Annotated in this window: 20 protein-coding genes; 10 read left to right on the forward strand and 10 right to left on the reverse strand. The window is 65.9% G+C overall.

Features of this window, described 5'->3' with window-relative positions:
• Positions 1–186: 186 nt before the first annotated feature.
• From B3Z70_RS04320 to flgK, 4 genes are all read right to left on the reverse strand, one after another.
• Positions 187–1,638: a UdgX family uracil-DNA binding protein gene (locus tag B3Z70_RS04320; RefSeq protein WP_292024360.1), complete on the reverse strand. Its 1,452-nt coding sequence runs from the start codon at positions 1,636–1,638 to the stop codon at positions 187–189.
• Positions 1,638–2,876, reverse strand: a complete 1,239-nt coding sequence (locus B3Z70_RS04325; RefSeq protein WP_292024358.1) for a putative DNA modification/repair radical SAM protein — start codon at positions 2,874–2,876, stop codon at positions 1,638–1,640. Before B3Z70_RS04325 ends, B3Z70_RS04320 begins: the two co-directional genes overlap by 1 nt.
• Positions 2,877–2,942: 66 nt before the next feature.
• On the reverse strand, positions 2,943–3,908 hold the full coding sequence (locus tag B3Z70_RS04330) for a flagellin (protein ID WP_292024356.1): 966 nt from the start codon (positions 3,906–3,908) through the stop codon (positions 2,943–2,945).
• Positions 3,905–6,022: a flagellar hook-associated protein FlgK gene (gene flgK, locus B3Z70_RS04335; RefSeq protein WP_292024354.1), complete on the reverse strand. Its 2,118-nt coding sequence runs from the start codon at positions 6,020–6,022 to the stop codon at positions 3,905–3,907. Before flgK ends, B3Z70_RS04330 begins: the two co-directional genes overlap by 4 nt.
• 398 nt (positions 6,023–6,420) lie before the next feature.
• Here flgK and B3Z70_RS04340 point away from each other — a divergent pair, with 398 nt between their 5' ends.
• From B3Z70_RS04340 to B3Z70_RS04370, 7 genes are all read left to right on the forward strand, one after another.
• Positions 6,421–8,115 carry a flagellar hook-length control protein FliK gene (locus B3Z70_RS04340; protein ID WP_292024352.1) on the forward strand — a complete coding sequence of 565 codons (1,695 nt, stop codon included), beginning with the start codon at positions 6,421–6,423 and terminating at the stop codon, positions 8,113–8,115.
• A gap of 4 nt (positions 8,116–8,119) precedes the next feature.
• Complete coding sequence (locus B3Z70_RS04345) at positions 8,120–8,842, forward strand: flagellar hook assembly protein FlgD (RefSeq protein WP_292024350.1); 723 nt, start codon at positions 8,120–8,122, stop codon at positions 8,840–8,842.
• Positions 8,843–8,890: 48 nt separating this feature from the next.
• Positions 8,891–10,672 carry a flagellar hook protein FlgE gene (flgE, locus tag B3Z70_RS04350; RefSeq protein WP_292024349.1) on the forward strand — a complete coding sequence of 594 codons (1,782 nt, stop codon included), beginning with the start codon at positions 8,891–8,893 and terminating at the stop codon, positions 10,670–10,672.
• A gap of 172 nt (positions 10,673–10,844) precedes the next feature.
• Entirely contained in the window at positions 10,845–11,129 is a 285-nt protein-coding gene (locus B3Z70_RS04355) for a DUF1153 domain-containing protein (protein ID WP_026108337.1), read from the forward strand.
• A gap of 93 nt (positions 11,130–11,222) precedes the next feature.
• A complete protein-coding gene (mnmA, locus tag B3Z70_RS04360; protein ID WP_292024348.1) occupies positions 11,223–12,431 on the forward strand; it encodes a tRNA 2-thiouridine(34) synthase MnmA in 1,209 nt (402 codons plus the stop codon).
• Positions 12,432–12,619: 188 nt separating this feature from the next.
• Entirely contained in the window at positions 12,620–14,974 is a 2,355-nt protein-coding gene (locus tag B3Z70_RS04365; protein WP_292024347.1) for a TonB-dependent receptor, read from the forward strand.
• Positions 14,975–15,137: 163 nt separating this feature from the next.
• Positions 15,138–15,827: a response regulator gene (locus B3Z70_RS04370; protein ID WP_292024345.1), complete on the forward strand. Its 690-nt coding sequence runs from the start codon at positions 15,138–15,140 to the stop codon at positions 15,825–15,827.
• Positions 15,828–15,831: 4 nt separating this feature from the next.
• Here the strand turns inward: B3Z70_RS04370 and B3Z70_RS04375 are convergent, their stop codons facing one another.
• Genes B3Z70_RS04375 through B3Z70_RS04385 form a run of 3 tightly spaced genes read right to left on the reverse strand, consistent with a single transcriptional unit; the run spans position 15,832 to position 17,477 of the window.
• On the reverse strand, positions 15,832–16,179 hold the full coding sequence (locus B3Z70_RS04375) for a VOC family protein (protein ID WP_292024343.1): 348 nt from the start codon (positions 16,177–16,179) through the stop codon (positions 15,832–15,834).
• A gap of 42 nt (positions 16,180–16,221) precedes the next feature.
• Complete coding sequence (locus tag B3Z70_RS04380; RefSeq protein ID WP_292024342.1) at positions 16,222–16,938, reverse strand: helix-turn-helix transcriptional regulator; 717 nt, start codon at positions 16,936–16,938, stop codon at positions 16,222–16,224.
• 50 nt (positions 16,939–16,988) lie between these two features.
• Positions 16,989–17,477 (reverse strand): winged helix-turn-helix transcriptional regulator, encoded by a 489-nt coding sequence (locus B3Z70_RS04385; RefSeq protein WP_292024340.1) that lies wholly within the window; start codon positions 17,475–17,477, stop codon positions 16,989–16,991.
• A gap of 178 nt (positions 17,478–17,655) precedes the next feature.
• On the opposite strand from B3Z70_RS04385, the gene B3Z70_RS04390 reads away from it, so the two are divergent.
• Positions 17,656–18,513, forward strand: a complete 858-nt coding sequence (locus B3Z70_RS04390) for an acyl-CoA thioesterase (RefSeq protein ID WP_292024338.1) — start codon at positions 17,656–17,658, stop codon at positions 18,511–18,513.
• 60 nt (positions 18,514–18,573) lie between these two features.
• The gene (locus B3Z70_RS04395) at positions 18,574–18,852 is read left to right on the forward strand and encodes a hypothetical protein (RefSeq protein ID WP_292024336.1); all 279 of its coding nucleotides are present in this window, start codon (positions 18,574–18,576) and stop codon (positions 18,850–18,852) included.
• A 252-nt stretch (positions 18,853–19,104) separates the two neighbouring features.
• On the opposite strand, the gene pelA is transcribed toward B3Z70_RS04395, so the two are convergent.
• Positions 19,105–20,412, reverse strand: a complete 1,308-nt coding sequence (gene pelA, locus B3Z70_RS04400) for a pectate lyase (protein ID WP_292024333.1) — start codon at positions 20,410–20,412, stop codon at positions 19,105–19,107.
• A 29-nt stretch (positions 20,413–20,441) separates the two neighbouring features.
• A complete protein-coding gene (locus B3Z70_RS04405) occupies positions 20,442–21,839 on the reverse strand; it encodes a glycoside hydrolase family 28 protein (RefSeq protein ID WP_292044759.1) in 1,398 nt (465 codons plus the stop codon).
• A gap of 167 nt (positions 21,840–22,006) precedes the next feature.
• On the opposite strand from B3Z70_RS04405, the gene B3Z70_RS04410 reads away from it, so the two are divergent.
• Positions 22,007–24,271 (forward strand): glycoside hydrolase family 88 protein, encoded by a 2,265-nt coding sequence (locus tag B3Z70_RS04410; RefSeq protein ID WP_292044761.1) that lies wholly within the window; start codon positions 22,007–22,009, stop codon positions 24,269–24,271.
• Between the two features lie 14 nt (positions 24,272–24,285).
• On the opposite strand, the gene B3Z70_RS04415 is transcribed toward B3Z70_RS04410, so the two are convergent.
• Entirely contained in the window at positions 24,286–25,020 is a 735-nt protein-coding gene (locus B3Z70_RS04415) for a LamG-like jellyroll fold domain-containing protein (RefSeq protein WP_292044763.1), read from the reverse strand.
• Positions 25,021–25,042: the final 22 nt, after the last annotated feature.

Genomic DNA, 25,042 nt, shown 5'->3' on the forward strand with positions numbered 1-25,042 from the left:
GCGTCGGGCAGCCGAAATTCCTGCCGCGCTAATGGTCAAGGCGGCATCCGATGTCAACGCGCGATGACATTCACGCGGATGATTGTCGCTGAACCGTGTCGCGGCCGCCTCCCCCAGGATCGTTTCGCCAAACGGTCACGCTGGCGTGGATGCCAAACGCGGCCGAACGGGATTCGTTCTCTTGCTTCAATCCATACGTTTACGCACGGCGGTCAGATCGTCGATGAACAGCCGGCGCGCCTCGGCCTTCGCCGCCGCATCGGGCAGGCGAAGCAGATAGGAGGGGTGGACGGTCAGCATGGCGGTCGCGCCGTCCGGCAGCACCAAGGGGGCGCCCCGTTCGCTCATCACCGCAGGCTTTCGCCCCAGCACCGCCAGCCCCGCCGTGGCCCCCAGCGCCAGAACGATCTTCGGCCTGATCAGCCGCCGCTCGGCGTCCAGCCACCAGCGGCAGGCCTGGACCTCGCCGGCGTTGGGCGTCTTGTGCAGACGGCGCTTGCCGCGCGGCTCGTGCTTGAAGTGTTTGACGGCGTTGGTGACATAGACGTCGGATCGGTCGATCCCGGCGTCTTTCAGGGCGATGTCCAGCACCTCGCCCGCCGGTCCGACGAAGGGGCGGCCCGCCAGATCCTCCTGATCGCCCGGCTGTTCGCCCACGATCATCAGCCGCGCCGTCTTGGGCCCCTCGCCGCACACCCCTTGGGTCGCGTCGCGATACAGCGGACAACGGCGGCAGGCCTGAACGCCCTCGGCCGCCTCGGCCAGGGTATCGGGAACCGCCTCCGCGTCGGGTCGCGAGGCATGTAGATCGGGCGCGAGGGCGCGCGCGAAGCGGGGGTTGGGAGACGGGGCGGGCGTGGCGACCATGGCCTCGGTTCGAACCGACGAGGCGGCGACCAGTTCCGGGATCAGCGCGGCCTCCGGCAGGTTCTTCCAATAGCCCTTGGCCATCTCGCCCTGCATGGTCTTCACCTTCAGCCGGGCCGGATTGAAGGTCGAGGCGTAGTAGGTCTTCCAGAAATCCTCGATCTCGTCCTCGGCCGGCGCCATGTCGCGCGTGGCGGGCGGGCCGAACCGCAGGCGTTCGCCATCCCAGAACGCCGAACCGTCTGGCGTCAGGATCGACCAACGCATGGTGGTGAACCGCCGCTGAAAGAAGGGCGCGGTCTTCTCCAGCACGCGGTGCGGCGGCTCGAACCAGGCCACCCAGGCCTCGCCCCGATCGTCATGGACCTGCCGAAAGCGGACGAAGGCCTTCATCTTGTGCGAGGCGCGGCTGACGTTCTTGGCCCGCTCCAGCGCATCGGCCACGTCGCGGTCGGAGATCACCCGGATCAGATCGGGCTCGTCCCTGAGCCGCCACAGCAGCCGATACATCAGATCGAACCGATCTTCGGAGCGGTGCAGGATGACGTTTTCCGCCAGTTCGACAAAGGCTTTTGGCACAGTGAACTCGGCCTCCACCGCCGCGCCTATGTCGTCGGAGTCAGCGGCGCTGTCGAACAACCCGCCCTGCCCGGCCCCGCCCGCCACCTGGAAACGCGCCGCAGCCGGTTCCACGCCCGCCAGTCGGAACGCCCGCGCCGCCTTGCGCCAGCCGTCGAAGTCCGTCTCGCCATCCAGCGTCGCGACCGGCATCAGAACAAGCTCAACTGTTCCGGCGCGCGGCCGCCCACCTGCGTCTTCAGATCGGCGGCGTCGGTCAGGGCGCCGGGCGTCCAGTCCAGCGCCGTGATGAAGGGCCGCACCTTGGCGACCGAGCGCGTCAGCCGCCCGACATCCTCCAGCCGCAGCGTCCGATAGCGTCTGACCGACACGATCCGGTCCACCGCCTTCACCCCCAGCCCCGGCACCCGCAACAGCATCTCGCGCGGCGCGCGGTTCACATCGACAGGGAACTGCTCGCGCTTGTTCAGCGCCCAGGCCAGTTTGGGATCGACGGCCAGATCCAGCATGCCGCCTGCCGCCCCCTCGCCAATCTCCGGGGCCGAAAAGCCGTAGAACCGCATCAGCCAGTCGGCCTGATACAGCCGATGCTCGCGCATCAGCGGCGGCTTGGACAAGGGCAGGATCGCGCTGGAATCCGGGATGGGACTGAAGGCGGAATAATAGACCCGGCGCAGGCCATATCCGCCATACAGCGAGGCGCTGCGATCCAGGATTTCCGTATCCGGCGCCCCATCCGCGCCGATGATCAGCTGGGTGCTCTGACCGCCCGGCGCGAACTTGGGCGGATTGTTCTTGTCGCGTTTGCCCGGCTTGGCCGCCTCGACGCCCAGCCGCACCTGACCCATCGCCTTCTTGATGACCCCCACATCCTTCTGCGGCGCCAGCCGGGCCAGCGCCTCGTCGCGCGGCAGTTCGATGTTGGCCGACAGCCGGTCAGCGTAAAGGCCCGCCATCTCGACCAGACGCGGATCGGCCTCGGGGATCAGCTTCAGATGGATGTAGCCCCGGAAGTCGTGGACTTCACGCAGCGTCTTGGCCACCAGAACCAGCTGTTCCATCGTATAGTCGCTGTTGCGGATCACGCCCGACGACAGGAACAGACCTTCGATATAGTTGCGCTTGTAGAAGTTCAGCGTCAGGTCGACCACTTCGTCCACGTCGAACCGCGCCCGCTCTACGTTCGACGACGCGCGATTGATGCAATAGGCGCAGTCGTAGATGCAGAAGTTGGTCAGCAGAATTTTCAGCAGGCTGATGCACCGCCCGTCGGGCGTATAGGCGTGGCAGATGCCCATGCCCTCGGTCGAACCGATCCCCTTGCCCCCGACCGAGTTTCGCTTCGACGTGCCGGACGACGAACAGGAGGCGTCATATTTCGCCGCATCGGCCAAAACCGACAGTTTTCGACGAAGATCGAGACGCGCCATGGTTCATGATATGTTCCAATGCCAGATCAAGTCCAGCGTGGCCGTTTCTTTCTGAATTCAAGCGGATCAGCGCAGCAGGTCGAGCAGCGAAGTATTCCTCAGCGTGTTGATGACCTGGGCCGACGCCTGGATCGCGACCTGGGCCTGCTGCAGATCGGTGATGGCGCGGGCGGGATCGTATCCCGTCTTGTCCTGCATCATCTTCTGCAGGGCCGTCTGCTGGCCCTGCTGCGAATCCAGCGCCGCCTCGACATGGTTCTGCATCAGGCCGTTCTTGGCGGTCTGGTTGGTCAGGCCGGTATTAGCCTTGTCCAGTTCGGCCAGTTGCGCCTTCAGGAAGGCGGTGACGTCGGCGTTGGGCTGGCCGGTCAGGGTTCCGGCGCCGGCCGGCGTATAGGTCACGCCGTTCACCGTCACCGCCGCGCCGTTCTGGAAGGCCTGGATGTTGCGGAACACTTCCGTCAGCGGGCCGCCGATGTCGCTGGCCAGAAAGCCGGTCTCCAACGTGGTCTTTTCGTCGATGCGCGACTTCTGCTTCAGGGTGTCGTTGGCGAAGGTCGAGGCGGTCGAGGGCGCCGTCGCCAAATCCGCCATGGTCGCGGCCTTGGCGGGCGCGACGTCCCCCTGTCCGCCAGCGAACAGATACGATCCCTGATGCTGGGCGTTCAGGCCGCCCTGAACGGTCTGATACTGCAGGCCCAGCTCGGTCATCAGACTGGTGATGCTGCCCGCCGCCAGGCTGTTGGCGATGGCCTCGCGCGCGCCGGTTCCGCCTTCGTTGATGCGGGTCATGGCCAGGTCCTGCGCGCTCAATCGCGCCGCGACGGCCTTTCCGGTGGTTATGAAGCCGTCCAGTCGCGCCTGGGTCGAGGTCAGGCTGGTCAGCTGTTCGGCGCCCCGGCCGTAGCCGGCCATGTCGGTGGCGATCTTTTCGCTGTCGATCCGCTCCTGCGCCTGCTGCGCGCGGCTTTGCGCGGTCATCAGGCTGAGCAGGGCCGACTGGAAGTTTCCGTTGGTGGAGACGCGGGTCATCGCACAATTCCGATCAGGACGTCGTACATGTCCTTGCTCGCCTGGATCAGGCGGGCCGAGGCGTTATAGGCTTGCTGGAAGGTGGTCATATTGACCAGTTCCTCGTCCATATTGACGCCCTGGGCCGAGCCGCGGCGGCTGTCCGCCTCCTTGGACAGGGCGGCGGCCGTCTCGCTGCGGGTCTTGGCGGCCGCGGCCTTGCCGCCGATCTCGCCGGCGAAGTCCGCCGCATAGGCCGACAGCGTCTTGGTTCCGCCAGAGCTGCCGCCGGCCGCCGCAAAGGCGACATTGCGCTTTCCGACATCGCCAAGGGCCAGACCGCCACGACCGTCGCTCTTGCTCAGCGCCGGCGTCCCCGCCGCGGCCGACAGGTTCAGCTGCGCCAGCGCCAGTTTGCCGGGATCCTGCTGGATGTCGCTGCGGACGCTGTAGGCGCCGGCCCGCGTCGCGCCGGTGGCGCCCAGGCCGAACAGCTGGGACATGGACACGCCGGAGGGCGTCTGGGTCGTCGCGTCCGTCACGATGCTCATCGTCGTGGCGGCGGGATCGTAGGCCTTGAACGCCAGCTTGCCCGCCGCATCCAGGCTGAAGGCGCCGTAGCGGCCGACGCCGGTGATGGGATCGTTCAACGCGCCCAGCAGTTCGCCCATCGTGCCGGTCCCGGCCGGGACGGACACGGTGACGTCGCGCTGGCGCGCGCCGGATTCGCCGGCGAAGCGGAAGGTCAGGCTCTCGCCCGCATCGAAACCGTGCTGGGAAGACAGGGTCAGGCCCGTCTCGTAGAAGGTCGGGGTGATGGTCGACACCAGGTCGTTCAGGCCGAACCAATGGGAGAAGCCGCGCCCGCCCTTGTTGCTGGGCGAGGTCGCGTCGTCGGCGATGGCCACGCCGTTCCCGCCCGCGCCGTCCAGTTGCAGCCGACCGTCGGCGAAGCTGGCGGTGACGGCCCCGCCCATCTGGGCGTTCAACACGCTCAGGAAGGTGGATGGATCGGCGGCTGCGCCGTTGATCGTCATCGTCGCGCCGGAGAAGACGATCTGCGCCGAGGCCTGAACCACGCCGGCGGCGTTGACGGCCGTGATGGTGGTCGTGCCCGCAAAGCCGGTCAGGGCGTTCTGCAGCGACTGCCCCGTGTTGCGGCCGGTCAGGGTGGCGGGCGCGGGCAGGCTGCTGCTGGCGTTGTGGGCGCGGTTCAGTTCATCGGCCAGCTTGGCCGTCAGCTCCCCCAGACGCGCGGCGGCAGCCGGCGCATCGACGTCGCGCATTTCGATCAGCCCGCGAATCTGGCCCGACGACACCCCGTCCAGCAACGGCCAGCGGGTGCCGCTGGGTTCGGTGATCATGATGTCGGAAAAGGCCGTGGTCGCATCGACGGTCCCGGCCGCCTGATAGGACACGGTCGCGTGGCCTTCGCCCACCAGGGTCGTGCCCGCATTGGTGCGCAGGGTCACGCCGCCGTTCGACCGGGGCTCGACCTTCACGTCCAGATATTTGGACAGTTCGTTGATCAGGCCCAGCTGGGCGTTTTGCGCGCCCGTCACGTCCTGATTGGTGACCGACCCGCCGGCGATGGTCTTGTTCAGCTTGTCGATCTGCTCCAGCAGCGGATTGATCGTCTCGACCGCGCTTTGCAGCCGGCTGTCCGCCTCCTGACGGGCGGACTGGATCTGGGCGGCGATGCCGGCCGCCTGGTTGAACATCGATTGGGTTTTGTAGACCGTTTCCTGGCGCGCGGCCGAGGATGTCGGGCTTTCGGCCAGGGCCGCGTAGTTGGCGAACAGCTTGTCGACCTGGGCGAAGAAGTTGGTGTCGCTGCTGGGATCGCCGAATTGGCTCTGGATCTGGCCATACAGTTCGGCGCGCACGCCCTGACGCGCCGCGTCGGCGCCCGCGCTGAGCCCCGCCGCCTGCAGGAACCGATCGGTGGCCAGACGGACGCGCGTGATGTCCACGCCCGAGCCGTATCCATTGGTGACGGCGGCGGACTGATCGGCGACCTTACGGACATAGCCGGGGGTGTCGACGTTGGCGATGTTGTCGGCGGTGACGCGCAACTGCGACTGGGCCGTCTTCATGCCCGAGGTCGCGATGTTCATGATCGAGTTCAGCGACATGGACGCATCTCCCCCGTCCTACCCGGCAAGCCCTGCACGGCCGCGCGCAGTTCTTGCCCAGCCAAGCCCGGACGCCGCTCGATCAGAGCGTTGTTTTTCAAAGGGTTCGTGGATTGGCCATCCGTCATGATCGATCAGACGCGCAAACGTCGGGCCAGTTGAAGGTCACATCGAACCGCCAGCGCCGCCGCCTCCGATGCCTGTTCGCGGCAGCCGGGCAAAAAGTGGCGATAGCGCGGCAATAATCGACCGCCGCCGATCCAGACGGCGCACCGCCGTCAAGCCTTCCCCTTGTTTTATAGACCTTATTTCTGTGGCCCGCGCCTTGCGTTCAGGGGCACCGAACCTTGGGCGCAGCAGGCGCCGTCGTCTCCGCCCCTGAAAGCCGCCCCTCGACCATGTCGATCGCCTCCGCCCTGTTCGCCTCCGCCGCGCCGGTTTCGACCGGAACGTCGGCGGCCGCGTCGGGCGCGGCGGCGGCGGACGTCGGCCTGTTCTCCAGCAAGGTCGCCGCCGCCGTGGCGCCGGCCCCGAACAAGGAATCCGCTGCATGGGGGCAGCCAGCGATCACGCGCCTGGCCTCCGCCCCGATGCCGAGCGCGAATGACGCCGCGTCCATCCAAACGCCGGGCAAGCCCGACGGCTTCGGCGTTCTGACGCCGTCGTCAGCCGCGCCAGCCGACGACCTTACCGAAGAGGCCGCGCCGACCGAGGCGGCAGACAAGCAGGTCGCAGACAGCGACGCTCTCGCGTCGACCACGCCCGTCATCGCCCAACCGACGCCGGTCGTCCCTCCCCCCTCGGCGCAGCCCGTCGTCCAGGGAGAAACCGCAAGCGCCGCGGCGACCGAGGAACCGTCCAGGCCCGCGTCCGACGGGACCGCCGCCGAACGCAACGTGGCGACAGCTCGGTTTAACCTGGCCTCGCAGACGACCGCTCCAGACGCGACGGAGATCGAGACGCAAGAGCGCCTGACCGAAGACGCTGACGCGCCCCGCATCGATCCGCAACGACAGGTTGCCACAGCGGCGACAGAGCCGATGAAGGCCGTCTCGACGACGACCGCAACACCGGCGACATCGCCCGGCCAGTCCGCGGACGGCTTTCAGACATCCGCGACCGGCCAGCCCTCGAAAAACGACGACGCGATCAAGACCGCCATCGCCAAGGTGATGGCGGACGCTCAGGCGCCGACCGCTCAGATTCAGATCACGACCGCAGCCTCTGCGCCCAAGCCTGCCGCGCTCACGCCCGACGCCGCCGCTGCGGTGACGACCGCCGCCCTGGTCGGCGACGCAGAGGCGAGCGCCAAGCCTGACTATGCGAAGTTTGCCCTGCCGAGGGCCGACATGCCGACGCCGCTGCGCGCCGACCGCCATGACGTCGGGCAGCGCGTCGAACCTATCCCTGGCGAGGCGTCCTCGACGCCAGCGGCCCCGGGCGGCGAGACCAGGACCGTGGCCGATGCCGCTACGGTCGCTCCCAAGCCGCCCGCCGCAACCGACGCCAAAGCCAAGCCCGCGGACGCAGCGCCGACCGACGCCGCTTCGTCCCAGGACGCCGACGTCTCGATGCAAACCGTCGCGACCGGCGACGCGACGCGCGCGCCATCCTCCGCTCCGGCCGATCATGGCCCGGCCCTGTCCACCCTGTCGCACGCAACGGTCGAGACCACCGCCCATCTCGCGGCCCAGATCGCACGCAGGCTGGACGGCCGATCCACCCGGTTCGACATGGTGCTGACGCCCGAAGACCTGGGCCGTGTCGATGTCAGCCTGGAGATCGGCAAGGACGGACAGTTGTCCGCCCGCCTGGCCTTCGACAATCCCGCCGCCGCCGCCGACCTGCGGGGCCGCGCCGACGAACTGCGCCGACAGCTCGAGGCCGCCGGCTTTCAGATGACCGAGGACGCTCTGGACTTCTCGCAGCGCGACCCTTCCGCCGGCGGCGGCTTCGAGCGTCAGCAGCAGCGCAACGCCCTGTTCGCCGGCGGCGGCCGCCTTGCGGCCCAGGCCGACACGCCTGTTCTTCCGGCGCCCGGCGCCTGGACCAACCATTCCCTGACGCCCGATCGCGTCGATCTGAAGGTCTGACCCCATGGTCGACGCCGTATCCACCAACGCCGCAGCCGGCCGCATCACCAGCGGCACGACCGCCCTGGCCTCGAACTTCGAGACCTTCCTGACCCTGCTGACCACGCAGATGAAGAACCAGGACCCACTGTCGCCGCTGGATTCCAACCAGTTCACCGCTCAGCTGACCCAGATGGCCGGCGTCGAGCAGCAACTGCTGACCAACGACCTGCTGACCAGCCTGCTGAAGGCCCAGTCGGCGGGGGGGCTGGACAACGCCTCCAACTATATCGGCAAACAGGTCACCGCCGCCTGGACCGCGACCGAGTTCAACGACGGCGAGGCGACCTGGGCCTATGAACTGGGCAAGGACGCCGATAAGGCCACGCTGCAGGTCGTGGACAGCAAGGGCGCTGTGGTCTGGGAAGGCGCCGCGCCGGACAGGTCGTCGGGCCTGCACACCTTCACCTGGGACGGCAAGATGAAGGACGGAAGCACCGCCGAGGACGGCGGCGTCTATACGCTGAAGGTCGCCGCCACGGACGGCGCCGGCGCCAAGATCGACAGCCAGGCCCTGATCCAGGGCCGCGTGACCGGCGTCGAGATGTACAACGGCGCGCCGTATCTGGTGATCGGCAAGTCGATCCTGCCCCTCTCGACCGTGATCTCGCTGAACGAGATCGCAGCTCAAGCCAACAACGACGATACGGAGAATCCGAACGTCCCCACCGAGGAGGCGGCCGCATGATGCGATCCGCCGCCTTCCCGATGATCTCTTTGTAAGGAGCGTTCTTCCATGAGCCTCAACAGCGCCATGCTGGCCGGCGTGTCCGGTCTCGCCGCCAACTCCGCCGCCCTGGCGGCCATTTCGCAGAACATCGCCAATGTGAACACCGTGGGCTACAAGCGCACGGCGGGCGAGTTCCAGACCCTGGTCAACAGCCAGACCAAGTCGGGCGGCGGCTATTCCGCCGGCGGCGTCGCGGCCAACACCCGGTCCTTCGTCAGCCAGGAAGGTCAACTGCAACGCACCACCGAGAACACCGATCTGTCGGTCAACGGCCAGGGCTTCTTCGTCACCACCACGCAGCCCGAGGGCGTGTCGGCGACCGACACCCGCCTGTTCACCCGCGCCGGCGCCTTCCGCGTCGACAAGCTTGGTTATCTGAAGAACAGCGCCAATCTGTATCTGCAGGGCTGGCCGGTGGATTCGAACGGCGACATCTCGACCGACCCGTCCGATCTGTCGCGCCTGCGCTCGATCAACATCGGCTCGGTCGGCGGCACGGCGGAACCCACGACCCGCGTGCAGATCAACGCCAACCTGCGCTCGACCCAGGGCGTCTCCAGCGCGGCGGCGGCCCAATCCTACAAGGGCGTGGAGGACACCACCACGCCTAGCCCCGCCAAGCACGACGTCACCGTCGGCTATTCGCGCATCGACGCCAACAACTACGCCGTGACGATCAAGTCCGGCATCACCAAGATCACGGGCGTGGCGACCTATGACGCGACCGGCGCCCTGACCGGCTTCGCCCCCGACAATGCGACCAGCACCAACGGTTCGGCGACCAGCACCGCCACCCAGATGACCATCACCCCGACCAGCGCGGGCGCGCCCGGCGCGCCCTATACGCTGAACCTGTCGGACCTGGGCCTGACCACCAACGGCATCGCCAAGACGAAGTACGATCCGTCGGTCAACTCCATGGCGATGTACGACGCCGACGACGACAATCCGGCGGGCGTGAAGCCGGATTTCAAGATGAACATCCCGGTGTCGGACTCCAAAGGCGGTCAGCGCAATCTGGAAATCCGGTTCCTCAAGAGCGAACAGCCGAACCAGTGGTACGCCGAAATCGTCGCGGTGCCGGCGAGCGATGTCGTTACCGGCGCGCCCTATTCCAACGGCCAGATCAAGACCGGCCTGATCGCCTTCACGCCGGCCGGACGCCTGGACATGGACACGATGAAGTCCTGGAAGGCAGGCAAGGGCCTGTTCGACGATCCGTCCAACGCCAGCCTGTCCTTTCTGAAGTCGGACCCCAACAACACCATCGACCCCAACGATCCGACCGACAACGGCAAGATCAAATGGGCCGACGGCCTGGGCATCGCCGATCAGACCGTGACGCTGGACCTTAATACGTCGGCCGGCGGCCTCAGCCAGCTTAACACCGCTTCGGTCGTCCAATCGACGGTCACCAACGGCACCGCCTTCGGCAATCTGAGCGAGATCACCATCGACGAGAGCGGTTTCGTCACCGCCATCTTCGACAACGGCGTGATGCGCCGCATCGCCCAGGTCGCGGTGGCCACCTTCCCCAGCCCCGACAGCCTGAAGGAGGTGTCGGGCAACGCCTACGCCGTCAGCCTGCAGTCCGGCACATTTAACCTGAAAGCGGCTGGGACAGGCGGCGCGGGCTCGATCGCGGCCAAGCAGTTGGAGTCCTCCACCGTCGATCTGTCGGCGGAGTTCACCGGCCTGATCACCACACAGCGGGCCTATTCCGCCTCGTCCAAAATCATCACCACGGCCGATGAAATGCTGGCCGAGCTGATCAACATCAAACGCTGATCGGCGAGTAAGTAAGCGTTAGTCTCGATGAATCGTCGCGAAAGCAAGGTTTACGGAGTCGTTCGGGCAGGGATGGATTTTATCCGTTCCTTCACCACGACGCTTAAACGGACCTTAGTCGGGGTCGCCTATTTTCATGACACTACGGTGTTGGTGAAAGAGGCATAAGCCCATGTTGCAAGAGCGACGCCTTAATAGCAAAGGCGAACAATACGTGGTCGGACCGACTGGCACGCCCCTGACCCTGAACGACCTGCCGCCGTCCAATACGGACCGCTGGGTCATCCGCCGCAAGGCCGAGGTCGTCGCCGCCGTTCGCGGCGGTCTGCTCAGCCTGGACGACGCCCTGGCCAAGTATCGCCTGACGGCGGAAGAGTTCCTGGCCTGGCAAAAGGCGATCGACAAATGGGGCATGCAGGGTCTGCGCACGACGCGGATCCAGAGCTACCGCTCCTGACGGGTTTCCCCGAAGACGAAGAAGGGCCGCATCCGGCGACGGATGCGGCCCTTTTCGTTTGCGGGCCTCGAAATCGCGCGGGTTCCGCACTAAATGGCCGCAATGACCCTGGTCGAAGATTTCTGCCCCGTTCCCGACATCGCCCGCACCGACATGGATGCGGCGGTCGAGAGCGCGCGGGCGGCGGTCGGCCTGCCGGTCGGGGCGCGCGTGGTGGCGGCGATGTCGGGCGGGGTGGACTCCACCGTCGTCGCGGCCCTGCTGCACAAGGCCGGTTACGATGTCGTCGGCGTGACGCTGCAACTCTACGATCACGGGGCGGCGCTGAAGAAGAAGGGCGCCTGCTGCGCGGGCCAGGACATTCACGACGCGCGGCTGGCCGCCGACATGATCGGCATCCCCCATTACGTCCTGGACTATGAAAGCCGGTTCAAGGACGCGGTGATCGACCAGTTCGCCGACAGCTATCTGAAGGGTCAGACGCCTGTTCCCTGCATCCGCTGCAATCAGACGGTCAAGTTCCGCGACCTGCTGGATGTCGCCCGCGACCTGGGCGCCGAAGCCATGGCGACCGGCCACTATGTGCGCCGCGCCGTCGCCGGCAATCGTTCGCAGATGCGAAAGGCGATCGACCATTCGCGCGACCAGTCCTACTTCCTGTTCGCCACGACCCAGGACCAGCTCGACTATCTGCGCTTTCCGCTCGCCGATCTGGAAAAGCCCCAGGTGCGCGGCGTCGCCGCCGAACTGGGGCTGAAGATCGCCGCCAAGCCGGACAGCCAGGACATCTGTTTCGTGCCCTCGGGCGATTATCGCACCCTGATCGACCGCCTGCGCCCGCAAGGTCGCGAGGCTGGCGAGATCGTGCATATGGACGGCCGCGTGCTGGGCCAGCATTCGGGCATCACCGACTACACCATCGGCCAGCGCCGGGGTCTTAACGTCGCCGTGGGCGAACCGTTGTTCGTGACCAGGCTAGAACCCGACACCCGCCGCGTCGTGGTCGGTCCGCGCGAAGCCCTGCTGACCGCGTCCCTGACCCTGGAGGAAACCAACTGGCTGGGCGACGAGGCCACGATCCGCGAGGCGGCCGAAGCCGGCGCCCCCGTGCTGGCCCGCGTCCGCTCGACGCGCCAGCCCTCCCCCGCCCGTCTGAGGCTGATCGACGGCGCGATCTCGGTCGCATTCGATCAGGGCGAAGAAGGCGTCGCGCCGGGCCAGGCCTGCGCGCTGTATGATCCCGCCGACCCCGACCGGGTTCTAGGCGGCGGCTTCATCCGCGACACGACGGCGGCCGCCTGAAGGGCCTTCGCAATCTCCCGCCTGGCGTCACCCACGCCAATTGTGGAGATGGCGTGGATATAGCGTGGATTAAGATTGGACATCGGTCGTCGCGCCAGACATCAAACCTGCATCCCAGTGTCGCGCGTCTGTGAACTGCACATCGCAAAGGCGGCGTAATCCCCGGCTCGACCAAGCAGGGGATATAAATGCACCGTCAAACCAAACTGCGGCTCCAGCTGATGCTGGGGACCGCGCTTCTCGCCGCACCTGTTTCCGCCTTCGCCCAGACCGCGCCCATCCAGACCGCTCCGGCGCCCGTCGCCAACGCGCCCGTCGGCCTGGACGACATCGTCGTGACCGCCACCAAGCGCGAGACCAATCTGCAAGACACGCCGATCTCCATTTCGGTGATGAACTCCGAGGCGCTTCAGAACCGCCACGTCCAGAGCCTGATGGACCTGGCCGACGGCGCCGTGCCGTCGCTGCGCGTCGCCACCTTCGAGGCCCGTCAGTCCGCCCTGACCATCGGCATTCGCGGCATCGTGCCGAACGACGCCAACCAGCCCGCCCGTGAGCAGGGCGTCGGCGTCTATGTCGACGGCGTCTATCTGGCCCGCCAGCACGGCCTGGCCTCCGCCCTCCTGGACATCGAGCGCGTCGAAGTGCTGAAGGGTCCGCAAGGCACCCTGTTCGGCCGCAACACCGAAGGCGGCGCCCTGTCGCTGGTCACCAAGAAGCCCACGGGCGTGTTCGGCATGCGCGCCGTCGCCGGCGTCGGCAATCTGGAATCCTACAACTCCGAACTGCACGTCGACTTCCCCGCCATCGGCGACTTCGCCTTCAAGGTGGACGGCGTGCTGCAGGTTCAAGGTCCGGTGACCGAGAACATCCTGCCGGGCGAAACGGGCTTCGGCCAATACGACCGTCGCGGCCTGCGCTTCCAGACGCGCTGGACGCCCAGCGAAAACTTCACCGCCGACCTGGCCGCGGACGTCGGCAAGGACAAGAACACCCCGTTCTACAGCCAACTGCTGAACTTCAACCCGAACGGCCTGACCGTGGTGCCGTTCACCTCGGCCTCGGTGCCGTCCGGCAGCATCCGCGCCCTGTCTCCGCTGGTTCAGGTCGAAGGCTCCAAGCGCATGACGCAGGCCGACATCGGCGTGCCCCAGCAGTGGAGCGTCGACGACACCCGCGGCGTCGATCTGCACATGTCGTATCGTCCGACCGACGCCCTGGAAATCCGCTCGATCACGGCCTACCGCGACCTGGACGTCGAACAGTACGACAACATCGCCGGCGCCCACCGTCCGCCCGTCGTCGGCCCGAACGGCAAGTTCAGCCGTTATTCGCTGGCCGGCTTCTGGCAGCACCAGTTCAGCCAGGAACTGCAGGCCGTCGGTTCGCTGGGCGACAGCATCGACTACGTCGGCGGCGTCTTCTACTTCAAGGAAACGGTGTCCGACGACGCCTCGACGCCTTCGACGAACCAGTGGAACGCCGACGGCACGGGCTACACCATCCTGGACCCGACCCCCACCATCCGCGGCTTCCGCTCGATGGACCGCAAGTCGACCGCCCATTCGGAATCCAAGGCCATCTACGGTCAGGCCACCTGGACCCCGGCCAGCATGGACGCCCTGCACCTGACGGTCGGCGGTCGCTACACCTGGGACGACAAGGACGGCACGCTGGAGCTGGTCAACAACGCCCTGCCGGTCGTGAACGGCGTCTCCGGCGAGTTGCAGTTCAACTCCAAGGTCGATCGCTTCGACCCGCTGGTCACCCTGGCCTATGACGTCTCCGACAACATCAACGTCTACGGCAAGTATTCGACCGGCTACCGCGCCGGCGGCGCCTCCTCGCGCTCGCTGACCTACCGTTCGTTCGATCCCGAAGAGGTCAAGGCCTATGAGCTGGGTCTGAAGAGCGACCTGTTCGACCGTCGCGTCCGCCTGAACGCCGCCATCTATGCGATGGACCGCACCGACAGTCAGATCGACTTCAGCTTGGTCACCGTACAGGGCGCCTCGACCCGCAACACGCTGGAGACGATCAACGCCCCCGGCACCACCAAGATCCGGGGTCTGGAGCTGGAAGGTCAGTTCCGCGCGACCGACAACCTGACCCTGTCGGCGTCCTACGCCTATACAGACGCCAAGGTGCCGGACACGGTGAACCCGTTCAACGGCCAGACCCAGAAGGTCTTCATCGCCTTCACGCCGGAAAACGCCGCCAGCTTCGCGGCCGACTGGAACTCGCCCTTCATGGGCGCGACCCTGAAGGCCCACGTCGACGCCAACTACGCCGACGCCAGCCACAGCTTCGAGCAGTTCGAGATCAAGAACGACTCGTCCTTCGTGGTGAACGCCCGCGTCGCCATCGCCGACATCACCACCCGCGACGGCGGCCCGCTGCTGGAAGTGGCCCTGTGGTCGCGCAACCTGCTGGACGAGACCTACGTCTATCGTCGCGACCCGTCGAACCGCGGCACGCTGGGCGACTACGGCAACTTCAACAACCCGCGCACCTTCGGCATCGAGCTGCGCGCCTCCTACTAAGACGTTCCTCCCGAACGACGACTGGCCCCTTCCGCCTCGGCGGGAGGGGGTTTTTCTTCGTCTGCGTGAAACCTTTGCGACGGCGCGATGAAAATTGTCCGAGGGCGTCCGGTTTTGCTGGATTTCAACGCGAACGCCGGTCATGGCGGCGACCGGAGGCGCCATGAGCAGCTTGATCCTGATCGCCGATGAAGACCGCGAAAGCGTCGAGAGGCTGGACGCGGCCCTGCGTCGCGAGGGCTTTCGCACAGTCGTCGCCGACGACGGGCAACAGGCCATCGAATTGCACGCCGCACTGAAGCCCGATCTGGTGCTGCTGTCCGTCGCCCTGCCCGTGCGCGACGGCTGGGACGTGCTGGGCGAGTTGCGGCGGCGCGGAGACACGCCGGTCGTCATGATCGGCGAGCAGGACCAGCCCCATCATCGGCTGCAGGCGCTGCGCATCGGGGCCGACGACCATCTGATCCGCCCCGCCGATCCGCTCGAGGTGGCGGCCCGCGTGCAATCCATCCTGCGTCGCGCGACCGGAGGGCGTAACGTCAAGGTGCTGCGCGTCGGCCCGCTGGAGATCCAGCTGGAAAACTACATGGCGGCGGTGCTGAAAACAGGCGGGCGCCGCAGGCTGGATCTGACCCTGACCGAGTTCCGCATCCTGGCTCACATGGCCCGCACGCCTTTGCGCGTCTTCAGCAGGAATGAGATCATGCAGGCCTGTTTCGACAATCAGGCGGTGCTGGAACGCACCATCGACAGCCACGTCAGCCACCTGCGCCGCAAGCTGGAGGGCGCCGACGCCGCCGGCCTGCTGACCAATGTTCGGGGCGTCGGCTATCGCCTGGAGGCGGAGGCCTGACGTCTTACGTCGCCGCGAACACCCGCAGACGATGTCCGTCCGGGTCGCCGGCGACGAAGCTGCGACCACATCCCAGATCATGAGGCGGCGTCAGTATGCGCGCACCGCGATCCCACCAGTCGATATGGGCCTGATCGACCGCCGCCGCGCCGTCCATCGGAAAGTCGATCTCGCAGACCGAACCGCCTTCCCCGCTACGTCGCATCAAGCCCAGCGCGCGGCCCGAACTCAGCTTGAACAGCGCCCGGTCCGGCCGCGTCACCACCGGCCGGCATCCCAGCAGACCGGCGTAGAACCGCGCGCTGACCTCCGGGTCGGCCACGGTCAGCAGAATGTCTTCGATCTCGCCCATCGGCCCTGTCCCTCGTTTCGGTAGAGAACAGACTAGAGGCGACTACTGCCAGTTTCCGTCAGCATGACGCCGCGCATGGGCGCGCTCGTGCGCCTCTTTCCAGCGCTTCATCAGCACCTGGCGTCGGGCGGGATAGCGCGCCTCCATCACCTCCGCCTCCACGATCCGGTCGGTGCGGAAACTGCGGAAGTCGCCGCGCAACTCGCACCAGGCGATCAGCAGACGCACCCGGTCGAAGAAGGCCAGGGCGAAGGGCCAGACCAGCCGCTCCGACGCCGTTCCCGCCTCGTCGCGATAACACAGCCTCAGCCGCCGCTCCGTGCGGATGGCCTTTCGCAACAGGCCCGGATCGACCGCATCGACAGGGAACGGCGCGCCCGGCACGACCAGCAGGGCCGAGGTGTCCATCTCCTCGCGCAGATCCGACGGCAGCACCGCCGAAATCCGACCCAGCGCCGCCAGGGCCGCGTCGCGCATCCTCGGATCGGCCCGATCCGCCACCCAGCGCGACCCCAGCACTAGGGCCTCGATCTCCTCTGGCGTGAACATCAGCGGCGGCAACAGGAACCCCGGCTTCAGCACATAGCCGACCCCCGCCTCCCCCTCGATGGTCGCGCCTTGCGCCTGCAGACTGGCGATGTCGCGATAAAGGGTTCGCAGACTGACCCCCATCTCCTCGGCCAAGGCGCGTCCGCTCACCGGCCGCCGATGACGGCGCAGCACGTTCAGCAGATCGAGAAGACGTTCGGAGCGCGACACCCCATGACCTTAACAGACATCCTGCCAGAAGCTGGCAGCAGAAGCGCCGATCAGGCCGCTTCCTTGGGCATGACGTCGCCGACGGTGGGGCGGTTTTCGGCGCGGGTCAGTTTGATGTCGCGCGGCTTGACGATTTCGCCGCAGCAGCCGCAGGCGATGCGGGGCGTCAGGGTGTGGCCGCAGGTCTTGTGAATCATGTCGATGCCGCTGTCGGTATCGCCATAAACATGTTTGGCGCCCCAGCCGTGCAGGGTGATCAGGACGCCGTACAAATCCTTGCCCTTGGCCGTCAGGACGTATTCGTTGCGCGGCGGGCGCTCGGAATAGAGGCGCGGTTCCAGCACGCCGTGCTGGACCAGGCTCTTCAGCCGTGAAGCCAGGACGTTGCGCGCCACGCCCAGATTCTCCTGCCACTGCTCGAAGCGGCTGACGCCGTTGAAGGCGTCGCGGATCACCAGCAGGGTCCACGGATCGCCGATCACCTCCAAGGTGGCGGCGATGGAGCAGCTTTGGCGGCTATAGTCGGCGGTGCGTCCCATGGATGGAAAGTGACCCCGCGTCAGCTGTTTGGCAAGGGTTGCAAATCCAAACCCTCTCAGTCAGTCTTGTTTGGCAACGGACGTTCGAGCCATCCGGTTCGCCCGCCTGTTCCTTCGACTGGCGGAAGCTCTGGATTTCGGGCTTCCGCCGCTCTTTCGCCTGACGCAGGATCGCGCCATGTCCGATGTTCAATCGCCCGTGTCGCTCGACGCCGCCCTCGCCTTCCAGACGCTGGCCGATGGCGGCTTGTCCGCTCCAGTCCCGGGGCATTTTTCCAACGGTCCGTCGTCGATGCCGCCCGAGAAGGGGTTTCCGTTCGGCGGACTGCTCGCGGCGATGTGCGCCCGGTCCATGCGAGAGGGGCTGGGCCTGACCGCCGCGCTGCGATCCCTGTCGGTGCAGTATCTGTCGGCGGCGGCCTTCGACGAACAGGTCGCCTTTCGGCCCCGGCTGCTGCGCGGCGGGCGAAACGTCGTCTATGCGGCCGTCGAGGCCGAGCAGGACGGGCGCATGACCCATCACGCCACCGGGACCTATGGCCTGGACGCCTCGACGCCAGCGGTGTCGCCGCTTCACAATCCGCCCCCGCCGCTGGACAGCCTGAACCCCGGGGCGACCATTCACGGCCCGATGGCTCCGCACTTCTCACGGCACGTCGACTATCGGTTCGACGGCGGCCCCAATATCCTGGGCGGGAATGCGGGCAAGGCTGCGGTCGAGCGGACCTGGATGCGGATGTCGGATCGGCGCGCGCTGGACGAGGTGGGGCTGTGCTACCTGCTGGACGCCCTCTATCCGCCCGCCTGGACGCTGTCGAAGACGCCGGCGCCGATGACGACTTTGGACCTGCGCATCGACGTCCTGAACGATCCGACACCCGAGAACGCGCCGGACGGCTGGGCCTTCTTCGAGTTCAGGATGCTGGACCTAAGTCTGGGCTGGACGGTGGACGAGGCGACGGCCTGGGGCGCTGACGGCGTTCCACTGGCCCTGTCGCGACAACGGCGCAAGCTGCTGCCTCAGCGCGGCGGCTGAGCCGGGTCAGGCCTCGTTCATCATTGTCGGCGACTATTGCGCATCTCTGGAGTCTTGCTCATGCGTCGTCGCAATCCGCTGGTTCGCCTATCCCAAGTCGTTGTGATCGCCACGGGCTGCCTGACGCTTCAGGGCTGTCTGGTCGGTGCGGTCGTCGGCGGGACCGCCGCCGTCGTGGGCGGCACGGCCAAGGCCACGGGCGCGGTCGTCGGCGCCGGCTTCGACGCCGTCACGACCTCGGACGAGGAAACCCGTCTGAAGCGCCAACGCGAGCAACGCGACTACGAACGTGAACAACGCCGCTGCGAACAGCGGCAGCGCCAGGGCAAGGCCTGCTAGGCTCCATGCCATGACGCCCCTCGTCTCGTCGCCCCAATCCGGCTGTGGATCAGGCATTTTGTCCACACCGCCTAGCAGTGTAGTCGAGACGAACACCTTCACCTTCACGAGCGTTCATGCCATCAACGCATGGTTGCGGAAGTTGCGATCAGGCTTAAAAGCAAACGGCCAGAGTACGGACTAATCAAGTTGACGCAGAAGACAGTCCCTAAACTGAGATGGGTGAGCATCTGTACGCCCTGACTGTCACGCCTAATCTAACAGCTCTGCCCAGCGCGCATACACATCCAACGCCTTTTGAGGCGAAGAAATCCACCAGGAGTAACCGTTGCGTCGTCCGACAGAGATTTCATTCACATCGTCGTGGATCGTCTGATCCTTGTCGCCGAAGATTGGACGTCCAGTCACCAAATCATAGTTGCGAGACCAGAGCGGTCCTGCTCCAGGCTTGTCAATCAGCTTTCGCCCGTCGTCCGTCATTTCAAAAGACTTGTCGTAGACACGCACCGACTGTAGCCAGCCGACGCCGCCGCGGACGGCGGCCTGGACCTCAGGCGACGGGTTCTGTTCACCCATTAGGAAGATCAGGATGTCGGTGGTTTCGCCGCTTGCGATCGAGCGCGGTTCGTAGTTTCGCGCGCTCGTGGGTACAAGCCGCAGGGGCTCGACCTGCTGAGCCCAGCCCAACAACTGGTCGCCCCGACGCACCTGTGCAGCGAGGGTGACGTCAATGGCCTTCTGGGTCGCCTCGGCCGCCTGCGTCTCCAGCTCGGCCGGCACGAAGTCGAACCCTTCGGCGCCATGGGCGACGTCACGCAGCAGCATGGCCGCGTTCGCCACGGCATTGTCGTTGAAGGTGATGGAGTCGTGGAAGCCGCCTTCGAGCGGCCAGATTTGAGGCCAGCCGCCATTGGGATACTGAGCGTCAAGCAGGTAGCGCACGCCTTTGATCACGCTCGCGCGCCAGCCATCGCCTTCCTTTCCAGACGCATGGGCTGCAACCTTCGCCAGGAAGCGCATCTCCGACCACGTCGCCTCATTGTCCAAGGTGCCGACGAAAGTCCAAAATCGATCCCCAGGCGCATCAAAGTTCGCCGGATTCTGCTCCATGGTTTCCGCGTCGTTTGAAAACCTCTGGCCAGGCAGGCGCGCGATGCTGCGATCCTGATTTTTGCTCCAACCGCCGGCGGGCGTCTGGAAGCTCACGATCGCATCGGCGATCGCCCGCGCTTCGGCCGTGCCATACCAGTCTGCGGGCCGATCCAGCGGCATGTTGTAGTGGGCGGGTCCAACGGCCTTGGGCGGCGGCGGCGGGGTAGCGCCGGCAGGAAGCTCGGCCGCTAGTGCGGCGCGGTCGGCGAGATGCTTGGCCTGAGATCGTGCAAGATACTCGACCCACGGGCCGCGCTCCGCGTCGGGCAAGGCGCCGATCCTGTCGCTGGTCAGGCCGACCGCCGGCGTGTTCAGCCGCAGGACTTCAGCCTTGGCTGCGCCGGAAACAGCCCCCACAAGCGCGACCGCGCCAAGCGCCAAGATCGAACAGGCGGAAACGATTTTCATCGGGCTAACTCCCACAACTTTTTCGGTTTTCATGTTTGTCTGGATCGCAGGCCAATGACGCCGGACGACTCGGTCACCCTCGGGCCCTGGCCGTCCAGGGTATCGATGTTGCAGTCGCGGAAGCGCCAGTTCTCGGCGTTGGCGATGGCCCCCGCGTCCTGAACATCCCAGTCCAACCGCTCGAAGGCGAAGTCCTTCAGCGGCGCCTCGGGATAGGCGGCGGCGGCGAAACCGACCTTGCCGCCAACGGCCTTGATGTTCGACAGGCGAACATTGTGAATGCGGGGGATGCCCTGTTCGGGCGGCACCGGCGTAGCGAGAGTGCGCCAGTAGTCGGGGACGTCGGCGATGCCGGCCGGAATCTGGGCGTAGCTGTAGCTCGGATACCAGTTCAGATTCACCTGCATCAGGGTGCGCACATCCTGCAGATGGATGTCGCGCAGGCGGATGTTGGAAATCACGCCGCCGCGCGTATGGCCCGACTTGAAGAAGATCCCCAGCGGCACCGGATATTCGATCCTGAGGCCCGAAACCTCGATATCGTCGAACCCGCCGGAGGTTTCGGAACCGAAGGTCATGCCGGCATGGGCGTCGCGGACGATGCAGTCGCGAATCTTCACCTGACGGCATGGGCGGGCTACGCGCAGCCCATCCCAGTCGCGTCCAGCCTTGATGCAGATGGCGTCATCGTTGACCGACAAATCGCAACGCTCGACCAGCACCCGTTCGGAGGAGTCGATATCGATGCCGTCGGTCGAGGGGCCGCGTCCGCCGATGTTGTTGCGAATGATCAGATCGGCGACCTTCACATCGCGCGAATAGCAGATGTGGACAGTCCAGAAGCCCGACCGGGCCAGGTTCAGCCCTGAAAGCTCCACCTGCTGAGAGTCGTAGACATGGATCAGACGTGGACGGCGACAATCGTAGTCGGCCGCCCATCGCAGACCGCCAGGATCATAGTCTCGCCGCATCGCCCAGTATGAACCCCAGAAAATCTGGCCGTCACCATCGACCAGACCTTCGCCCGTAATCCTGGCGTTCCGTTGCTGATAAATGTTCAGCAAACCAGCGGGCCAATCCATCTCGACCCCGGCGACACGCGTGCGAACCATCGGATAGGCGGCCAGGTCTTGAACGCCGCGCAGGGTCGCGCCCCGATCGACCGTCAGGGTCACCCCCGACTTCACGAACAGAGAGCCGGACAGATAAACGCCAGGCCTCAGCACCACCGCACCTCCGCCCTGCCCAGCGGCGGCGTCTATAGCGGCCTGGATCGGACGGGTGTTGATCGTCACGCCGTCGCCGACCGCGCCATAGTCGGACGCATCAAAGGTGCGCGCATGACTCGCCTGTGCAAATGCCGGCGTTGCCTGCGTCAAGGCGCTGACGACGCCAAACTGCAAAAGCGTGCGGCGATCAGAACGCATCCCACTTCCCACATTCTGTTCTTTCGTCTCACAATAGTGGACGATATAAGACTGGCAAGTGATACGAGTAGCTGGCTGATAGAAATTGACACCGGTTACGGCGCGCTCGTCGTTCGAGCCGATCGTCAACGATAATGCGGCGCTCGGAACGTCGCTGGAGGAAAAGCATGACCTTGCCAACCCGACCCTGCCTTGGACTCGTCGCAGTTCTTCTGAGTACTGCCGCATTGGCTGGCCCGGTGATGGCTCAGGTGGTCGGCGCTCTGCCGCCAGGCGTCGAGGGCGAATGGCTGACGTCGCGCGACCGCCCTGCGCTCTACACGGACGTCGCAGGCGTGCCGTCGCGCGAGAATACCATGGCGGCAGTCGAATACGTCGCCTCGTCCCAGATCTCCGCCCTGGCCTCCGAGCCCCTCGCCTTATCGACGGGCAGCAATCTGACGCAGATGTCGTCGAACTGGGTTGCAGCAACCTTCTACGTCGGCGCCTCTCGGCTTGCGCGCGTCTCTGACGATAGGCGGACGCTGCGATTTCTGAGCGCCGTGGCCGATCACTACAACTACAGCCTTCGCGGAGCGCGCTCAGGCAAGACGATGCTGAACGCCGACGATATCGCCATCGGCGATCTCTATCAGGAACTCTACTCCCGTCGCCGCCAGGAGGGCGTTCTGATGCCGCTGCGTCAGCGGCTGGATTGGCAGGTCCCCTATCTGGCGCGCGGCGACGACACGCCGGCTCTGGTCTGGTGGTGGGCCGACGCGCTCTACATGGCCCCGCCGGTGCTGGCGCGAATGAGCGCAATCACAGGCGATCCAAAGTATCTGAATGCGGCCGATAAGGAGTGGCGACGCACCGCCGAGCGGCTGTGGGTCGAGGACGAGCGGCTGTTCCTGCGCGACGAGCGGTTCAAGGACGACAACCACCGCGATGCGGACGGCGACCGCATCTATTGGTCACGCGCAAATGGCTGGGTGATGGGCGGCCTGGTGCGATGGCTCGAATCCCTTCCCGCAGACCATGCGGGGCGCCCCTTCTATCTCGACCTCTTCGGTAAAATGGCCAGCCGGATCGCCGGTCTTCAGCAGGACGACGGCCTGTGGCGGGCCAGCCTGCTGGATCCCGAAGCCTACCCCGAGGCCGAGACCTCGGGATCCGTCTTCTACGTGTATGCCCTGGCGTGGGGCATCAATCATGGCCTTCTGGATCGCGAGACGTATCTTCCGCATGTGCTGAAGGGTTGGGCCGGGCTGAACCGGCATGTTCTGCCCAATGGTCTGGTGGGCGCAGCGCAAAAGACGGGAGATCAGCCCGTCTCTACCTCGCCCGAAGATGTCGGGCTCTATGTCTCTGGGACATACATACTGGCGGGGCTTGAGGTGGCGGATCTCAACGGGCCGCCGCAGTCTTTGCCCAAAGCGGAACCCGCGCGCGACACCGACGAAGTCATCGCCGCAACGACGCCCGTTCCGCCGCCGCCCGTCACCGTGATTGGCCCAGAGGAAGTCCGCCGTCGAGAGGCGGAAATGCGGGCGACGTCCGCACTCTCCTATGACCCGGCCGACTTGGGCCGCCCCTCCACCATTGCGCCTCTGGCGCCGCCGCCTGCGGACCAGCAAACGCCCCGCGCCGTTGCGCGCTTCGCGCCGGATCGCCTGGACGATCTGTTGTGGGAAAACGACCGTGTAGCCCACCGGATCTACGGCCCTGCGCTTGAGGTGCGCGAAGCGCCGTCAGGCTCGGGCGTCGATGTGTGGGCCAAGCGTGTCCGCTATCCGTTCATGGATCGCCAGTTGAAGTTCCCCAACTACCACGTCGATCGCGGGGAAGGCCTGGACTATTACGATGTCGGGCGCGGGCGAGGCGCCGGAGGTCTTGGCGTCTGGTACGACAACAAGCTGTGGACCAGTCGCAACTTCTCGACCTATGAAATCCAGAAAACCGGCGGTGACGAGGCGCGCTTCAGCGTGGCCTATCGTCCTTGGCCGGTCGATGTGGTCCGCACCGTTTCGGAAGTTCGCGCATTCAGCCTGCCGCTCGGCTCGAACTTCACCCGTATGACGTCGACGGTGAGTTCGAATACCGCCACCTCTCTGATCGTCGGAATCGGCATTTCCAAGCGCAGCAACGACAATGGGCGGGGCTTCGTCACCCGTGATGCCGAGCACGGTCGATTGATGTTCTGGGAGCCCGACAATCCAGAGCACGGCTCGCTGGGCATCGCCCTTGCGGTCGATCCCGCAACCGTCGAGGGTTTTGCCGAAGACGCCGACAACTATCTGATCCTTGTCAGGGTCACGCCCGGCCAGCCGTTCACCTATTACATGGGCTCAGCGTGGGACCGCGGTCTGGACTTCTCCAGTCGCCAATCGTGGGAAGACTTCGTCGCAAGCCAGAGCTTCGAATTCCGGGCTATCCCACAGGGGGCCGATTGACCGCCAAGCTTGGGTCAGGTCTTGCCCAGGACGAACTTGTCGGGCGCAAGCGCCAGACGCGAGAAGGCCGCAGCCCGTACCGCGCCCTTGAACGGGCTGACACGATTGTACCGGCATCCGATGGAGCATCGACCGGCCCCTTGCGGTCGATAGGTTAGCGGCGCCTCGGCCTGCAGGACGCCATCGACAAAGCTGCGGTACATGCGGCCGTCAAAGGTCTGGGCGACATGGAACCAGCGGCCGACTGGAAAACGCTTCTCCGGGTCGATCAGGGTGTGATTGTAACCCTGGCCTTTGGCGAAGGCGTCGAGCCACCACTCCCCGTCCCGCGTACGGATTTCAAAGAGTATCCGGGTATCCGTCGCCAGCCCCTCTGGCCCGATCTCCTGAAGATGGAACCACCGCTGCTCGAAGGCGCCCCCATCGGGACGAAACAGCGCCTCAAAGGTGAACGTTGTCGCCCCCGCCAATGGGTGAATGTCCAGAAACACGGCGTCGTCGCGTCCGTTGAACTGAACCGCCCTGCCCCAGGGCGACATCACCAAAGTCGGCGCGCCTTCCAGATGGACGGGGTTTCCACCGATTTCATCAAGGTTATCGAAGAGCCAACGCACAGACGGTTCGCCCGCAGGACGCGCAGCCAGCGAGGCGCACCCGGTTGCAGTCAGTCCCATTCCAGCGGTCAGAAGACGCCGTGTGATCATGGTTGGATCAGCCCTTGGCAAACAAGGGAGGGCGGTGCCTGACATCCGACGCCGCCCTTCCAAAGCC

Source organism: Brevundimonas sp. UBA6550 (assembly GCF_002434505.1).
Lineage (GTDB): Bacteria > Pseudomonadota > Alphaproteobacteria > Caulobacterales > Caulobacteraceae > Brevundimonas.

What these genes read in the sequence shown, in the direction of transcription:
- B3Z70_RS04320 (WP_292024360.1), bottom strand. Translation starts at nt 1,638, where the DNA reads ATGCCGGTCGCGACGCTGGATGGCGAGACGGACTTCGACGGCTGGCGC.
- B3Z70_RS04325 (WP_292024358.1), bottom strand. Translation starts at nt 2,876, where the DNA reads ATGGCGCGTCTCGATCTTCGTCGAAAACTGTCGGTTTTGGCCGATGCG.
- B3Z70_RS04330 (WP_292024356.1), bottom strand. Translation starts at nt 3,908, where the DNA reads ATGACCCGCGTCTCCACCAACGGAAACTTCCAGTCGGCCCTGCTCAGC.
- flgK (WP_292024354.1), bottom strand. Translation starts at nt 6,022, where the DNA reads ATGTCGCTGAACTCGATCATGAACATCGCGACCTCGGGCATGAAGACG.
- B3Z70_RS04340 (WP_292024352.1), top strand. Translation starts at nt 6,421, where the DNA reads ATGTCGATCGCCTCCGCCCTGTTCGCCTCCGCCGCGCCGGTTTCGACC.
- B3Z70_RS04345 (WP_292024350.1), top strand. Translation starts at nt 8,120, where the DNA reads ATGGTCGACGCCGTATCCACCAACGCCGCAGCCGGCCGCATCACCAGC.
- flgE (WP_292024349.1), top strand. Translation starts at nt 8,891, where the DNA reads ATGAGCCTCAACAGCGCCATGCTGGCCGGCGTGTCCGGTCTCGCCGCC.
- B3Z70_RS04355 (WP_026108337.1), top strand. Translation starts at nt 10,845, where the DNA reads ATGTTGCAAGAGCGACGCCTTAATAGCAAAGGCGAACAATACGTGGTC.
- mnmA (WP_292024348.1), top strand. Translation starts at nt 11,223, where the DNA reads ATGGCCGCAATGACCCTGGTCGAAGATTTCTGCCCCGTTCCCGACATC.
- B3Z70_RS04365 (WP_292024347.1), top strand. Translation starts at nt 12,620, where the DNA reads ATGCACCGTCAAACCAAACTGCGGCTCCAGCTGATGCTGGGGACCGCG.
- B3Z70_RS04370 (WP_292024345.1), top strand. Translation starts at nt 15,138, where the DNA reads ATGAGCAGCTTGATCCTGATCGCCGATGAAGACCGCGAAAGCGTCGAG.
- B3Z70_RS04375 (WP_292024343.1), bottom strand. Translation starts at nt 16,179, where the DNA reads ATGGGCGAGATCGAAGACATTCTGCTGACCGTGGCCGACCCGGAGGTC.
- B3Z70_RS04385 (WP_292024340.1), bottom strand. Translation starts at nt 17,477, where the DNA reads ATGGGACGCACCGCCGACTATAGCCGCCAAAGCTGCTCCATCGCCGCC.
- B3Z70_RS04390 (WP_292024338.1), top strand. Translation starts at nt 17,656, where the DNA reads ATGTCCGATGTTCAATCGCCCGTGTCGCTCGACGCCGCCCTCGCCTTC.
- B3Z70_RS04395 (WP_292024336.1), top strand. Translation starts at nt 18,574, where the DNA reads ATGCGTCGTCGCAATCCGCTGGTTCGCCTATCCCAAGTCGTTGTGATC.
- pelA (WP_292024333.1), bottom strand. Translation starts at nt 20,412, where the DNA reads ATGAAAATCGTTTCCGCCTGTTCGATCTTGGCGCTTGGCGCGGTCGCG.
- B3Z70_RS04405 (WP_292044759.1), bottom strand. Translation starts at nt 21,839, where the DNA reads ATGCGTTCTGATCGCCGCACGCTTTTGCAGTTTGGCGTCGTCAGCGCC.
- B3Z70_RS04410 (WP_292044761.1), top strand. Translation starts at nt 22,007, where the DNA reads ATGACCTTGCCAACCCGACCCTGCCTTGGACTCGTCGCAGTTCTTCTG.
- B3Z70_RS04415 (WP_292044763.1), bottom strand. Translation starts at nt 25,020, where the DNA reads ATGTCAGGCACCGCCCTCCCTTGTTTGCCAAGGGCTGATCCAACCATG.